Below are 14,696 nucleotides of genomic sequence, written 5' to 3' on the forward strand. Positions count from 1 at the left end.
CCGGCAGGCCCGCTGAACTTTGCCTATGCTGCTGACAACCAAAAAGGAATCATCGTGACGAGGGTCGATGCCATGTTCTACGTGCAACGCCAAGCCGACGGCCAGTTGCTGCGGGTAGAAGCAGCCCCCTTTGCCGAATACACGGAAACACTCCCTGCCGACCATGCCGAAATCCAGGAATGGTTTGCCGATGACGTGGTAGAGAACAGTCTCAAGCAGCTCAAGCAGAGCGACCTGGACATGATCCGTGTGCTCGAGGACCTGATCGAGGTGCTGACCGCCAAGGGTGTGTTCAGCATCACCGACCTGCCCCCCGGTGCCCAGGCCAAGCTGCTCAGCCGCTCCACCGCGCGCAAGGCGCTGGGGAGCCTGAACAACCTGATCGAGGACGATGAAGAGGGTGGTTTGATCTGAGGTTCGGCTGATACAGCACTGCCCTTTTCGCGGACACATCGGGGCGCCGACCGCCGCACCCGTTTACCCGTGAAAAGGGCAGCACGCTTTTGCGCAATGCTGCAGCGCGCTCATTTCCAGGGCGCGGGCTCTCCCACCAACTGTCCCTGAATCCCCTGTACGCCCATCTCGCGCAACACCTGCAGTTCCCCTTCCGTTTCCACCCGTTCGGCGATCAACGGCAGGTCGATGCTGTGCGCCGCGCCCTGGATGGCTTCGATGAACAAGCGCTTGTGCCGCTCCTGATCGATGCTGCGGATGTATCCACCGTCGATCTTCAGGTACGCCAGGCCCAGGTGCGCCAGGTTACCGATCATGCTGAAACGCCCGCCAAAGCGCTGCAGGGCCAGGCCAAAGCCAAGCTTGTGCAGGTGGCGGGTCAGCTTCTCCAGCGCAGCCTGCTCCGGCAACTGCTCTTCACCGATCTCGAACGTCAGCCTTGGCCCCAGCGCGCCATGCTGGCCCAGCAGTTCATAGACGCGCTGCAATGCCTTGGCATCGGCCAGGGTGGCCGCAGACAGGTTCAGCGCCAGCGACTCGCCGTGGCTGTGCAGGTGGCGCAAGACCTTTTCCAGCACCAGCAGGTCCAGGCGCGGCATCCAGCCGAAGCGCTCCAGCCACGGCAGGAAGCGCCCCGCCGCCAGGGCTTCGCCCTGCTCGTCGTGAAGCCGCGAGATCACCTTGTAGTGCAGGATATGTTCCGGCGCCTGGCAATCCACTACCGGCTGGAAGAACAGCTCGAACTGCCCCTTGGCCAAGGCCTGGTCAAGGCGTGAATGCCAGGCGTGATGGCTGTCGGCAGCCTGCGCCGCGGCGCCCTGCTCCAGGCAGACCCAGCCCGGGTCCGGCTGGCTCTCGGCCCGCGCCAGGGCTTCGTCGGCCAGCTTCAGCAGGGCTTGCGGCGCATCCCCCGGGCTGAACGGCGCCAGCCCGATGCAGGCAACCGGGTCGACATCGCTGGCACCGGTCACATGCAGGCTTTGCAATGTGGCTTCCAGGGCCTGGGCCAGCTGCACCGCCTCTTCATGGACCATCCCCGGCGCCAGCACGGCGAACTCGCCGCCACGGCTGCGGGTGATCAGGTCCTTGGTCTCCGGATAGCTGGCGCAGGTACGCCGCAGCTGTTCGCCCACCGCCTGCAGCAGCTGGTCGGTGCGCTGGCCGCCAAGGCGGGCGTTGAGGCCGGCCAGGTCCTGGACCCGCAGCAACAGCAGGTAGCCCGCACGGGCTTCTTCCAGGTTGCTGACCCGGGTGTTCAGTTGCATCTCGAAGTAACGCCGGTTGGCCAGCCCCGTCAGGCTGTCCTGGTACGACTCGGTACGCAGCTTCTCGCTGCGCTCGGCCTGCTCGGTGAACAGCGCCTTGAGCTTCTCGACCATCTGGTTCATCGCCTGCACCACACGACGCAGTTCAGGGGTGCGTGGCAGCTCGGGCAGGCTGAGGAATTCGCGCCGGGCAATGGCGTGGGACTGCGCCACCATGTAGTCCAGCGGGCGCAGCTGCCGTCGCAGTAGCAGCGCTCCCAGCACCGCGCTCACAACACCGCACAGCAGCAGCCAGCCCAGGCTGCCCAGGGCGCTCTGCCAGAGCTTGGCCAGGGCGAACATCGGGTGGCTGATCACCTCGACCCGCGCCGCCTGCTGCCAGCCACGGCTGACAAGAGCGTCGCCCCCGGCAGGCTCCAGCCCTATCAGGCCGATGAACCAGCCCGGCACACCGTTGCTGTCCGGTTCGGCGTGGCGCTCGACCAGCACCGCATTGGAGTCCAGGTCGATGACCTTGATGCTCGAGTAATAGCCGCTGTCGAAGATCGAGCTGACCATCAGCTCGACCATCGCCGGATCGTCGATGTTCGGCGTCAGCGACAGGGCCAGCGCCGTCGCCGCATCCTGCGCATGGGAGCGCAACTGATTGACGTACTGACTGCGCGAACTCTCCAGGCTGACCATGAAGCTGCCACTGAAGGCGATGGTCAGGAGCAGGCATATGGCAAGCAACAATTGTTTGAACAGTGACATCTGTGCTCCTCAATAAACCGGTTCGGCCGGGAACCCTTCGGCCTGCATTTTCTTCAGCACATCCTGCCAGCGCGACAGGCGCTTGGTATCGCCGACCTTCTTGTTGCCGCCCGCGCCGGTCAACCACAGCCCTTCACCGTTGAAGGCATAGACCGGCAGCAGGTCGTTGCGCTGGCTGGCCGGCTTGATCGCGTCCATCAGGCTGTCGAGTACCAGCGGCTGGGCCTGTGGGCTTGAATAATAGGTCAGGACCATGTGCGCCCGGTTCAGGCGCAACGCCTTGACGTAGGTGATGCGCAGCTTCTCGGCGGGAACACCCATGCGGCGCAGGCTGAAGTACTTGGCGATGGCGTAGTCCTCGCAATCACCGGCGCCCTTGATCAGCGACTGGACCGGCGTGGCCCAGTAGTCGACCTCGTGCCACAGGTCGATATCCTCGACATAGCGCAGTTGCTTGTTGAAGAACAGGTTGACCACCTGCAGCTTGTCCAGCTCGCTGCCCTGCTTCTGCGTAGCCATCAGGTTCTGCCAGGCATCGATGCGCCCTTGTCCGGCACCGAGCGGCCCGTACAGCTGTTGCGCTCGACGGCTGATCTGGGCGAAATCCCAATCCGCGTGCAGGCCGCCCAGCAGCAGGCAGCCGAGCAGCACGGCGAGGCCGAGGCGACGCACGGCCGAATTGAGCACTCTAGGTATCGCCACTGCGAACACCCGTCCAGACCAGTCGAAAGCAGCGATGGTGCGGCTTGCCGGGGGAAAAGACAATGGCACCTTACAATCATGGCGCCTGTGTGAAAACGCGTAGGACCTTACGATCAGCCCACAGGGAAAGGTCTGACTTCCCTTGCAGGATGACTTCATTCACGATAGCCGCGTTCCTTCACCGCTGGCGTCCGTCGCCACGGTTTGACAACCTCCCACCCTGCTTACTAGGGTTATTGGATCCAATTACGGCAACCCATCGAGGCAGACTCCGCGTGGCCGAGAAAACCAGACTCCTCAGCTCCGTGCTGGGTAGCGAGCAGGTGCCAGTGCACCTTGCCCGCAGCGTCATAGAAGAGCGTCTGCGCAGCGCCATTCTCGATGGTCGCCTGCCACCGGGCACCGCCTTGCGCCAGCAGGAGCTGGCCGATCTGTTCGGTGTCAGCCGCATGCCGGTGCGCGAGGCCTTGCGCCAGCTCGAGGCGCAATCGCTGCTCAAGGTCGTGACGCACAAGGGCGCCGTGGTCGCGCCGCTGATCGGCGAGGACGCGGTCGACACCTACGCCTTGCGCGTGCTGCTCGAAACCGAAGCCCTGCGCCAGTCGATCCCGGACCTGGATGCCGCGGACATCGCACTTGCCCGCAACTACATCCAGCAGCTGGAAAACGAGACACGCCATGCCGAAATCGGCCGCCTCAACCGCCTGTTCCACATGACGCTGTACAGCAAGGCAAAAAACCACAAGCTGCTGCGCATGATCGAGATCGAACTCAACGAAGAAGAGCGCTTCCTGCGCTTCCACCTGTCCTCGATGGGGCTTGGCAAGCTCACCCAGGATGACCACATGGCGCTGGTCGACGCCGCCAGCGACAAACTGGTCGAGCAGGCTGTCGAGGTGCTGGAGCGACACTTGAACACGGCATCGCGTACCATCCGCAACTACCTGAACAGGCAACCCGCCAAGTGAATCATGCGCTGTCGCGGCCACAAGCTGCGCCGGCCATCGAGCGCCGGTACCCACCCGGAGCGAAGGATCGACCGTGCACGTGCAGAACCCACAGGCCACAGAAGATATCGGGCAGCCTCCGCGAGTGCGTCTGATCTGTTTCGCCTGCAGCCCGCAACACCTGGAGCAATACCGCACCTGGGCCCGCACCCTGAGCGACCACATCGAACTGATTGCGGTGGATGTCCGCCGGCATGCCGAATGTGCACCCTGCAATCCCCCGCTGGGGCCCTCCACTGTCGCCCATACCATCGCCCGCTACCTGACCCCTTACCTCGGCGAGCCCCATGCGCTGTTCGGCCAGCACCTTGGGGCACACATGGCATTCGAGCTGGCTCAGCTTGCCGAGCGTGAATATCCTGGCCAGACGCGTCATTTGTTTGTTTCCAGCTGTGACAGCCCGAGGGTCGCCGAACCTTGCGCCAGCGCGAATGCTGTCCAGGTACCGGTGACGGTGCTCTATCCACCAGGTTTCCTCCCCGAAATGCTGGGCTGGCACGCCTTTGTCCGGCGCGAACTGGAACTGATCGAGCTTCCGGATCACACGATTGACAAGTCATATCTGGACCAAAGGTTTGTGAGAATTTTCAACACGCACCTTGGTCTGTTGAGCTTCTAAGCGGCAAAAACCCGTCTATTCCCTGTGTTCGCGACGCCATTTCCCTTCGTCCGCTGCCAATGACCATGGCAGCGCGGATCTTTTGAGCCCACTCTAGTCGCGCTGCGACTGCCGATCGTCCATTACGCGCCCGGTCGCATGCATTCCATCTACCCACAGAAGGAGCCTTGCACCGGGGCACGGGCCGCGTGGCGATTAGCCGCCCCTCGACAGTGAAACATCCTCGCACCGCCATTGATCAGTGCTTCGAGTGAGGCATTCACTCAACTTCGTTTTCTGATAATCCATTATCGGAAGGGGCCTGTATATTCCATATAAAACATATCCGATGTTTTATTTGGGCAACTATTGCCCGAACTTTATGCACAAAGAAATTATTTCAAAAAACATTTGCAGACAACTTTGAAGTTGTTCTAGTTTTTATATCGCCGGCACCCGTCATGCCTTGACTTCCTTCAGTCAGGCGCATCCAGGGCGCGCCGTAGCCACCGATACCGTTCAGCCATCGAATCTCCGTCGAGGCATCCGCTCGCCCGATGTTTTTCAATCGCTGGAATGTGTCGGCAATAACACGCCAACTTATCTGTCAGGGACACTGCTCATGAGCACATTGAAGCGCACACTTTCCGAGCATAAAGCCGAACTTGCCCGGCACCCGCTGTTTTCGGAAATCGACTCGCTCGAAATCCTGCAACGTTTCATGGAAACCCATGTTTTCGCCGTCTGGGACTTCATGTCGCTGACCAAGCGCCTGCAACAGGAACTGACCTGCACGCGCCTGCCCTGGCTGCCCCCGGCGGACCCCGCCGCCGCACGCCTGATCAATGAAATCGTCCTCGGTGAGGAGTCCGATGACCGCCTGCAGCAGGGTCATTACAGCCACTTCGAGCTCTACCTGGACGCCATGCGCGAGGTGGGCGCCAGCACCCAGGCCATCGAGTGCTTCGTCAGCCTGCAGCAACAGGGCGTCGACTACGCCACGGCGCTGCACCGCTCGGGGGCCAGCGAAGCGGCCAGGCAGTTTGTCGGCGACACGCTCGAAGTTGCCCTCAACGCACCGGCCCATCGCGTGGCAGCAGCCTTCCTGCATGGCCGCGAGAGCGTCATCCCGGAGATGTTCCAGCAGATCCTCGACCAATGGGGCATAGGCCAGGCACAGGCACCGACGTTCCGCTACTACCTGCAGCGGCACATCGAGGTGGATGCCGAGGATCACGGCCCGGCCGCCGAGCAATTGCTGTCGCGCCTGGTGAACGACGACCCGCAGCGCCAGGAGGAGGTGTACGAGGCCGCCATTGCCGCCGTACAGAGCCGCATGGCGCTGTGGGACCGCCTGCGTGCTTCGTTGCAGGTGCCGACTGCAGAGGTCACGCCATGAATGCGCTCGACTACCGCTCCTTCGCCGATGCCTGGGAGGAACGCGCCACCATCCGCACACGCCCACGGCGTCGGGTCGAGGACGACCAGCGGCTGATCTACCCGATCAGCCGCCAGCCGCTGGTGCTCAGCGCCACCTTCCAGCAGGCCTGTGCGCCGTTGCGCGACTTCGTGCTGGTCCAGAGCCTCTACAAGTTCATCAACGACGTGGTGATCTTCGAGACCGAGATCGTCGACCGCACCGCCCGGCGCATCGCCAAGGACCGCTTCGCCGTGCGCTTTCCCTTTGCCTGTCGTTATGACGCGATGACCGTGGTGGTCGACGAGGACTACCACGCCCTGGTGGCGATGGACTTCCTGCAGCAGACCGTCGCCCTGACCGGAATAGAACCGATTGCCCTGCCTGACGAAATCGAACTCAGCCGCGCGATTCCGGCTGCACTGGCGCAGGTGCCGGAGCCGCTGCGCGATGCCATGGAACTGATCTGCGTCGGTATCGCCGAGAACACCCTGACTGACGACGTGGCGGCCTTCGCCCGTGACGACACGGTCAAGCCTTCGGTGAAAGGGTTGATGGCCGACCACCTGCTCGACGAAGGCCGGCACTCGACGTTCTGGGCCCGCCTGACACGCATCTACTGGCAGGCCGCACCCGAGCACGACCGCCAGTCCATCGCCAGCGTGCTGCCGGTGTTCCTGGGCCAGTACCTGACCAACGACATCCAGCAGGCCTTCGACTTCAGCCTGATCGAGGCGCTGCCAGTCAGCGAGGACACCCGCCAGGCGCTGCGTGAGGAAGTGCTGGGCCTGGCCTATCCGATCAATCACCAGCATCCGCTGCTGGGCAACATCCTGCGCTTCCTGCGCAGCAGCTCGATGCTCGACTCACCCTGCGTGCAGGACGCCCTGCGCGGCTACCTGTCCTGAGGAGATCAGCATGCGACGTCTCGATATAATCCTGGCCGGCAACAGCGCCGGCCTGCAACATCTTGCCCGGATGCTCGACGAACACGGCCACGCCTGCCTGCGGGCCGATACAGCATCGGCGCTGCGTCAGGTACTGGCCAGTCATCACGATCTGGTGCTTGAAGACGGCAGCCTGAAACTGGCCAGCAGCGACTGGCGCCATCTGGGCGATTCGCCCTTGCTCAGGCTGCGCCTGGGTGCAAGCCATGCCGAGCCCTTGCCGCGCCTGGAGCTGCTGTACTGGTGTGGCAGCGCCCGCGCACAACGCCTGATCGGTCGGCTGGCCCTGGCGAACCCCGCCTCGGGCAATGGCCAGCAGTTGCGTGAACAAGCGCTGCTGGCCATCGCCGAACAGACTGCACTGCACGTCACCCGCCTGGCCCGTGATCCGTCTCATCTGCAGGAAACCCCCACCGTGGCGGCAGGCTTGCATGAGCGCGAGCACGGGCTGGACTGGCTGGAGGCGCTGGCCTATCAACATCCCTTCAACCGTACCCTGCATCCCGACCTGCTGACGCACAGCGAAGCCGGGCTGATGGACTGCCTGGAACAGAGCCTGCGCCGATTCGCCGGACAACCGGCGCTGAACCACAATGGCCAGCGCGACAGCTACCGTACCCTGCATGCCCAGGCTGTCGCCGTGCAGAAGGCGCTGCTGCCGTTGCTGCCCGACCAGGGTGATCGCCCCGTGGTGGTGGCCGTTTGCATGGCCAAGTCGCGGGCACTCTATGCCAGCATACTGGCCATCCTGGGCTGCGGCGCGGTCTATCTGCCGCTGGACCCGGCAACCCCTGCAGAGCGCCGCCAGCGCATCCTCAGGGATGCCGATGCCTGGGTGCTGCTGCATGACGGCCAGGTGAACAGTGATCTGCCGACACTCGATGCAGGCCGGGTGGAACCAGGCAGCGAGCGCTGCCTGCCCTCGCTGCGGCGTCGTCCCGCCGAACCGGACCAGCCTTGCGTGGCGATCTACACCTCCGGCACTACGGGCCAGCCCAAGGGCGTGCTGCTCAGCCAGCGCAATCTCATGCACTTCATCGCCTGGTACCGCGAGCATGTGGCCCTGGACGCCCACAGCCGCGTGCTGCAGTTCTCCACTGTCGGCTTCGATGCCTCACTGCTGGACATCCTGCCGACCTTCGCCTGTGGTGCGCAGCTGGTCATCCCCGATGACGACCAGCGCCGCGATCCGCAGTGCCTGATGCAACTTATCCACAGCCAGGCGGTGAGCCACGCGTTTCTGCCGCCGGCCCTGCTGAGCATCCTGCCACGCGACGAGCCGCTCGGGCTGCGCCACCTGGTGACCGGTGGCGATGTCTGCGAGCCGGAGGTGATCGCGCGCTACAGCCAGCAGTGCCAGATGCACAATATCTACGGGCCGACCGAGACCACGGTGCTGGCGACCACGCGGGTGTTCGCGGCTGGCCACAGCAACCGTAACCTCGGCGTACCGATCGCCAACACGCAGGTACTGATTCTCGATGAAAACCTGCAACCGGTCATCGAGCAGACGCCCGGTGAACTCTATATCTGCGGCCCCGGGGTCGGCCTGGGTTACCTGAACAATCCCGGGCTGACCCTCGAGCGCTTCGTCACGCTCGAGCTGGCGGACGGCCGCCCGTTGCGTGCCTATCGCACCGGCGACATCGGCAAGTGGACCGCACAGGGTATCGAGCTGTGCGGGCGCAGGGACAATCAGGTGAAGATCCGCGGGTTCCGGGTCGAGCCCGAGGAGATCGAGCATTGCCTGCGCGACAGCGGCCTGTATGCCCAGCTCGCGGTGGTGATCGATGACCAGAGGCGAATCCTGGCCTTCACTGCCCAGCCTGTGCACAGCGAGGCGCAGGCAGCCTTGCGCGATCATGCCGAGCAGCATCTGCCCGACTACATGCGCCCAGTGTTCTACCAGGTGCTGGAGCAGATGCCCTACACCGCCAACGGCAAGGTCGATCGCCAGGCACTGCGGGCGCGACCGCTGGCCTTGCCAGCAGCGCAGCGGATGGCTGCGCAGACGGCGACCGAGCAGCGTCTGCTGATGCTGTGGAGCGAATTGCTGGAGCTGCCGCCGGCCGATATCTCCATCGATGACAGCTTCTTCAACCTCGGCGGTCACTCGATCCTGCTGTCTCGGCTGCTGCTGGAGGTGCGTGAGGTGTTCGGGCGTGCAGTGGCGATCAACCGCTTCATCGAGCAGCCGACGCTGCAACGCCTCGGTGCGTTGCTCGACGGCAACGATGCCACTGTGCAGGGCTCGCTGGAACGGCTGGAACAGGATGCCAACCGGGCCCTGGATCTGCAGGTACTGCCCGTCCAGGCCATGGGAGACGTGCACAAGGTCATCGTCACTGGAGCGAACAGCTTTCTCGGCGTGCATCTGGTCGAAGCCCTGCTCGACTGGGGCGCAACCGAAGTCGCGTGCCTGGTACGCAGCAGCGCGGAGCAAGGTGCGCACGAGCGTTTTGCCCAGGCGCTGGCGGACAACCGGCTGAACCTGGACATGCGGCGGGTGCGGGTATTCGATGCCGACCTGCGGCGCCCGCGACTGGGGTTGAGCGAAGCAGACTACGAAGAGCTGGACCTGAATTTCGGCGTACTGCTGCACAACGCCGCCCAGGTCAACCATGTGCTGGATTACCAGGCCCTGGCGGCAGACAACGTCGAGCCGCTGTTCGAGTGCCTGCGCCTGTGCGAGGGGCGGCGCAAGAAAGTCTTCAACTTCATCTCGACCCTCTCTGCCTGCAGCGCAGTGGGCAGCGATGGACGAGTGCTGGAGCAGGATCCGGCAGCAACGCCACCGATCTACATCCGCAACGGCTACAACCTGAGCAAGTGGGTGGGCGAGCGCATCCTGCAGCGGGCTCGCGAAGCGGGTGTCAGGGTCAATCTGTTCCGTCCCGGAAACATCACCTTCGACAGCCGTACCGGCAACTGCCAGCCACAGCGCAACCGCCTGATGCTGATGCTCAAAGGTTCACTGCAACTGGGCCAGGTGCCGCGCCTGGAAATTGACTTCGATCTCATGCCGGTGGACTTCCTCGCCCGCTTCATCGCCTTCCACGGCAGCCGTCACCTGCCCGGAGAGTGCGTGTTCAACCTGCACAACCCTGAGCCGCTGCGCTGGCAGGACTACCTGGCCGCGTTCCACGAGCAAGGCCACCGGTTCGAGCTGGTGGACGTGACGCAATGGCAAGGCCAGTTGCGACGTGTCGATCGTGACAACGCGTTGTTCGATGTCCTGGGCTTCTATCTCGAAGGTTTCGAGGAGGACATCGGCGACATCTCCAACATCGAGCACGGCAATGCGCGGGAAGGCGTTCGGCGCATGGGCGCCTGCTATCCAGCGAAAGATGCAGCGCTGTTGCAGCGCGGCTGCCGCTACCTGAACGACATCGGCTTCCTCTGAAATTTTTCATCATTCACAACAGGAGCAACATCCCATGCAAGCACTCAAACCCGACACACTGATCCGCAACCCCGAAGGTTGCCTGGTCGTATCCAGCGTGGACATCGCGGCACCTGCCGCTGCCGTGTGGAATATCGTCGGCAACTTCGCCGGCTTCCCGGTGTTCATTCCGGCCCTGGCCCATATCGACATGACCGGCACAGGCGTGCGCTCGGTGCGCAAGAAGCTGTTCAAGGATGGCAACGTGGTCATCGAGCAGTTGAATTCGCGCGACGAACAGGCAATGCAGATGACCTGGAGCCTGATCTACACCAGCCTCAACATTGGCAACCTGTGGGCCGCGATGCAGGTGGAGGCCCTTGAAGGGCAGCACAGCCGCGCGACTTGGACCATCCAGGCCGAGCCCTGGGAGGGTGGCGCAGAGACGCTGCCGGCCTTCCAGGCGTTTCTCCAGGGTTTTGCCGATGATGCGATGAACAACGTGCGCAATCTGCTGGGCTGACGGCACCCTTCGACACCGCTGCGCTGGCAACAGCGCAGCGGTTTTTCATTTCGCCAGAAAGACAAAACCCCTACCTGCTCACGCAGATAGGGGTTTTGCGAAATGAATCTTGACGATGACCTACTCTCACATGGGGAAACCCCACACTACCATCGGCGATGCATCGTTTCACTGCTGAGTTCGGGATGGGATCAGGTGGTTCCAATGCTCTATGGTCGTCAAGAAATCCTGTGTGCCGGTCCGTCCGAGGGACGTGCCAGCGAATCTCTGTAGTCTCTACTTAAAGACAAAACCCCTACCTGCTCGCGCAGATAGGGGTTTTGCGAAATGAATCTTGACGATGACCTACTCTCACATGGGGAAACCCCACACTACCATCGGCGATGCATCGTTTCACTGCTGAGTTCGGGATGGGATCAGGTGGTTCCAATGCTCTATGGTCGTCAAGAAATTCGGTTGCCAGTGTGTCCTTGCAGACACGCCAGCCAATTCGGATATGTGATCTTTGTGGGTCGCCTCGAACTTTCGGTTCGTTTCGTCTTCACCACCACAATCTGCCAGGCAGATTGCTTGGGTGTTATATGGTCAAGCCTCACGGGCAATTAGTATTGGTTAGCTCAACGCCTCACAGCGCTTACACACCCAACCTATCAACGTCGTAGTCTTCGACGGCCCTTCAGGGGATTCTAGATCCCAGTGAGATCTCATCTTGAGGCAAGTTTCCCGCTTAGATGCTTTCAGCGGTTATCTCTTCCGAACATAGCTACCCGGCAATGCCACTGGCGTGACAACCGGAACACCAGAGGTTCGTCCACTCCGGTCCTCTCGTACTAGGAGCAGCCCCTCTCAAATCTCAAACGTCCACGGCAGATAGGGACCGAACTGTCTCACGACGTTCTAAACCCAGCTCGCGTACCACTTTAAATGGCGAACAGCCATACCCTTGGGACCGGCTTCAGCCCCAGGATGTGATGAGCCGACATCGAGGTGCCAAACACCGCCGTCGATATGAACTCTTGGGCGGTATCAGCCTGTTATCCCCGGAGTACCTTTTATCCGTTGAGCGATGGCCCTTCCATACAGAACCACCGGATCACTAAGACCTACTTTCGTACCTGCTCGACGTGTCTGTCTCGCAGTCAAGCGCGCTTTTGCCTTTATACTCTACGACCGATTTCCGACCGGTCTGAGCGCACCTTCGTACTCCTCCGTTACTCTTTGGGAGGAGACCGCCCCAGTCAAACTACCCACCATACACTGTCCTCGATCCGGATCACGGACCTGAGTTAGAACCTCAAGGTTGCCAGGGTGGTATTTCAAGGATGGCTCCATGAGAACTGGCGTCCCCACTTCAAAGCCTCCCACCTATCCTACACAAGCAAGCTCAAAGTCCAGTGCAAAGCTATAGTAAAGGTTCACGGGGTCTTTCCGTCTAGCCGCGGATACACTGCATCTTCACAGCGATTTCAATTTCACTGAGTCTCGGGTGGAGACAGCGCCGCCATCGTTACGCCATTCGTGCAGGTCGGAACTTACCCGACAAGGAATTTCGCTACCTTAGGACCGTTATAGTTACGGCCGCCGTTTACCGGGGCTTCGATCAAGAGCTTCGCTTGCGCTAACCCCATCAATTAACCTTCCGGCACCGGGCAGGCGTCACACCCTATACGTCCACTTTCGTGTTTGCAGAGTGCTGTGTTTTTAATAAACAGTCGCAGCGGCCTGGTATCTTCGACCGGCATGAGCTTACGGAGCAAGTCCTTCACCCTCGCCGGCGCACCTTCTCCCGAAGTTACGGTGCCATTTTGCCTAGTTCCTTCACCCGAGTTCTCTCAAGCGCCTTGGTATTCTCTACCTAACCACCTGTGTCGGTTTGGGGTACGGTTCCCAGTTATCTGAAGCTTAGGAGCTTTTCTTGGAAGCATGGTATCAACCACTTCGCGCTCTAAAGAGCACTCGTCATCAGCTCTCGGCCTTGAAATCCCGGATTTGCCTAAGATTTCAGCCTACCACCTTAAACCTGGACAACCAACGCCAGGCTGGCCTAACCTTCTCCGTCCCTCCATCGCAATAACTGGAAGTACAGGAATATTAACCTGTTTTCCATCGACTACGCTTTTCAGCCTCGCCTTAGGGACCGACTAACCCTGCGTCGATTAACGTTGCGCAGGAAACCTTGGTCTTTCGGCGTGCGAGTTTTTCACTCGCATTGTCGTTACTCATGTCAGCATTCGCACTTCTGATACCTCCAGCAAGCTTCTCAACTCACCTTCACAGGCTTACAGAACGCTCCTCTACCGCATCACCAGAGGTGATACCCGTAGCTTCGGTGCATGGTTTGAGCCCCGTTACATCTTCCGCGCAGGCCGACTCGACTAGTGAGCTATTACGCTTTCTTTAAAGGGTGGCTGCTTCTAAGCCAACCTCCTAGCTGTCTAAGCCTTCCCACATCGTTTCCCACTTAACCATGACTTTGGGACCTTAGCTGACGGTCTGGGTTGTTTCCCTTTTCACGACGGACGTTAGCACCCGCCGTGTGTCTCCCATGCTCGGCACTTGCTGGTATTCGGAGTTTGCATCGGTTTGGTAAGTCGGGATGACCCCCTAGCCGAAACAGTGCTCTACCCCCAGCAGTGATACATGAGGCGCTACCTAAATAGCTTTCGAGGAGAACCAGCTATCTCCGAGCTTGATTAGCCTTTCACTCCGATCCACAGGTCATCCGCTAACTTTTCAACGGTAGTCGGTTCGGTCCTCCAGTCAGTGTTACCTAACCTTCAACCTGCCCATGGATAGATCGCCCGGTTTCGGGTCTATACCCAGCGACTAAAGCGCCCTATTAAGACTCGCTTTCGCTACGCCTCCCCTATTCGGTTAAGCTCGCCACTGAATATAAGTCGCTGACCCATTATACAAAAGGTACGCAGTCACCTAACAAAGTAGGCTCCCACTGCTTGTACGCATACGGTTTCAGGTTCTATTTCACTCCCCTCTCCGGGGTTCTTTTCGCCTTTCCCTCACGGTACTGGTTCACTATCGGTCAGTCAGTAGTATTTAGCCTTGGAGGATGGTCCCCCCATGTTCAGACAAAGTTTCTCGTGCTCCGTCCTACTCGATTTCACTGGCAAGAGATTTTCGTGTACGGGGCTATCACCCACTATGGCCGCACTTTCCAGAGCGTTCCACTAATCTCAAACCAGCTTAAGGGCTGGTCCCCGTTCGCTCGCCACTACTAAGGGAATCTCGGTTGATTTCTTTTCCTCAGGGTACTTAGATGTTTCAGTTCCCCTGGTTCGCCTCTTGCACCTATGTATTCAGTACAAGATACTCAGCTTGTGCTGAGTGGGTTCCCCCATTCAGAGATCTCTGGATCACAGTCTGTTTGCCGACTCCCCAAAGCTTATCGCAGGCTACCACGTCTTTCATCGCCTCTGACTGCCAAGGCATCCACCGTATGCGCTTCTTCACTTGACCATATAACCCCAAGCAATCTGGTTATACTGTGAAGACGACATTCGCCGAAAATTCGTGAGAACTCACAAATTTTACCTTAGCCTGAATTCCAGCAGTGAAACTGGTCTTCAGTCTATTTCTATCACATATCCGAATTTTTAAAGAACGATCTGACAAAAGCCAGAAATCAACATTC

Annotated in this window: 9 protein-coding genes and 3 rRNA genes; 7 read left to right on the forward strand and 5 right to left on the reverse strand. The window is 60.6% G+C overall.

The features are described from left to right. Positions 1-72 precede the first annotated feature (72 nt). Complete coding sequence (locus tag AC1TXO_RS26020; RefSeq protein ID WP_486406919.1) at positions 73-414, forward strand: tryptophan synthase subunit beta; 342 nt, start codon at positions 73-75, stop codon at positions 412-414. A gap of 110 nt (positions 415-524) precedes the next feature. Here AC1TXO_RS26020 and lapD read toward each other — a convergent pair whose 3' ends face one another. Next, positions 525-2,471: a cyclic di-GMP receptor LapD gene (gene lapD / locus AC1TXO_RS26025; protein WP_486404375.1), complete on the reverse strand. Its 1,947-nt coding sequence runs from the start codon at positions 2,469-2,471 to the stop codon at positions 525-527. A 9-nt stretch (positions 2,472-2,480) separates the two neighbouring features. Beyond that, on the reverse strand, positions 2,481-3,242 hold the full coding sequence (gene lapG, locus AC1TXO_RS26030; protein WP_486404376.1) for a cysteine protease LapG: 762 nt from the start codon (positions 3,240-3,242) through the stop codon (positions 2,481-2,483). Positions 3,243-3,448: 206 nt separating this feature from the next. Here lapG and AC1TXO_RS26035 point away from each other — a divergent pair, with 206 nt between their 5' ends. The 6 genes from AC1TXO_RS26035 (at position 3,449) to AC1TXO_RS26060 (ending at position 11,047) form a co-directional block, all read left to right on the forward strand. Continuing rightward, a complete protein-coding gene (locus AC1TXO_RS26035; protein ID WP_486404377.1) occupies positions 3,449-4,141 on the forward strand; it encodes a GntR family transcriptional regulator in 693 nt (230 codons plus the stop codon). A gap of 73 nt (positions 4,142-4,214) precedes the next feature. Continuing rightward, positions 4,215-4,799 (forward strand): thioesterase II family protein, encoded by a 585-nt coding sequence (locus tag AC1TXO_RS26040; RefSeq protein WP_486404378.1) that lies wholly within the window; start codon positions 4,215-4,217, stop codon positions 4,797-4,799. A 601-nt stretch (positions 4,800-5,400) separates the two neighbouring features. Beyond that, a complete protein-coding gene (locus tag AC1TXO_RS26045) occupies positions 5,401-6,177 on the forward strand; it encodes a DUF3050 domain-containing protein (RefSeq protein WP_486404379.1) in 777 nt (258 codons plus the stop codon). Then, positions 6,174-7,103: a diiron oxygenase gene (locus tag AC1TXO_RS26050; protein WP_486404380.1), complete on the forward strand. Its 930-nt coding sequence runs from the start codon at positions 6,174-6,176 to the stop codon at positions 7,101-7,103. Before AC1TXO_RS26045 ends, AC1TXO_RS26050 begins: the two co-directional genes overlap by 4 nt. Before the next feature lie 10 nt (positions 7,104-7,113). After that, positions 7,114-10,545 (forward strand): amino acid adenylation domain-containing protein, encoded by a 3,432-nt coding sequence (locus tag AC1TXO_RS26055; protein ID WP_486404381.1) that lies wholly within the window; start codon positions 7,114-7,116, stop codon positions 10,543-10,545. Between the two features lie 34 nt (positions 10,546-10,579). After that, positions 10,580-11,047: an SRPBCC family protein gene (locus AC1TXO_RS26060; RefSeq protein WP_486404382.1), complete on the forward strand. Its 468-nt coding sequence runs from the start codon at positions 10,580-10,582 to the stop codon at positions 11,045-11,047. A gap of 107 nt (positions 11,048-11,154) precedes the next feature. Here the strand turns inward: AC1TXO_RS26060 and rrf (AC1TXO_RS26065) are convergent. The 3 genes from rrf (AC1TXO_RS26065) to AC1TXO_RS26075 all read right to left on the reverse strand — a co-directional run bounded on the left by rrf (AC1TXO_RS26065) (position 11,155) and on the right by AC1TXO_RS26075 (position 14,521). Further along, a 5S ribosomal RNA gene (gene rrf / locus AC1TXO_RS26065) occupies positions 11,155-11,270 on the reverse strand. Positions 11,271-11,379: 109 nt separating this feature from the next. Next, positions 11,380-11,495: ribosomal RNA gene (gene rrf, locus AC1TXO_RS26070) — 5S ribosomal RNA — on the reverse strand. A 133-nt stretch (positions 11,496-11,628) separates the two neighbouring features. Beyond that, positions 11,629-14,521: ribosomal RNA gene (locus AC1TXO_RS26075) — 23S ribosomal RNA — on the reverse strand. Positions 14,522-14,696: the final 175 nt, after the last annotated feature.

The organism is Pseudomonas sp. FA117 (genome assembly GCF_057370475.1).

What these genes read in the sequence shown, in the direction of transcription:
- AC1TXO_RS26020 (WP_486406919.1), top strand. Translation starts at nt 73, where the DNA reads ATGTTCTACGTGCAACGCCAAGCCGACGGCCAGTTGCTGCGGGTAGAA.
- lapD (WP_486404375.1), bottom strand. Translation starts at nt 2,471, where the DNA reads ATGTCACTGTTCAAACAATTGTTGCTTGCCATATGCCTGCTCCTGACC.
- AC1TXO_RS26045 (WP_486404379.1), top strand. Translation starts at nt 5,401, where the DNA reads ATGAGCACATTGAAGCGCACACTTTCCGAGCATAAAGCCGAACTTGCC.
- AC1TXO_RS26050 (WP_486404380.1), top strand. Translation starts at nt 6,174, where the DNA reads ATGAATGCGCTCGACTACCGCTCCTTCGCCGATGCCTGGGAGGAACGC.
- AC1TXO_RS26055 (WP_486404381.1), top strand. Translation starts at nt 7,114, where the DNA reads ATGCGACGTCTCGATATAATCCTGGCCGGCAACAGCGCCGGCCTGCAA.
- AC1TXO_RS26060 (WP_486404382.1), top strand. Translation starts at nt 10,580, where the DNA reads ATGCAAGCACTCAAACCCGACACACTGATCCGCAACCCCGAAGGTTGC.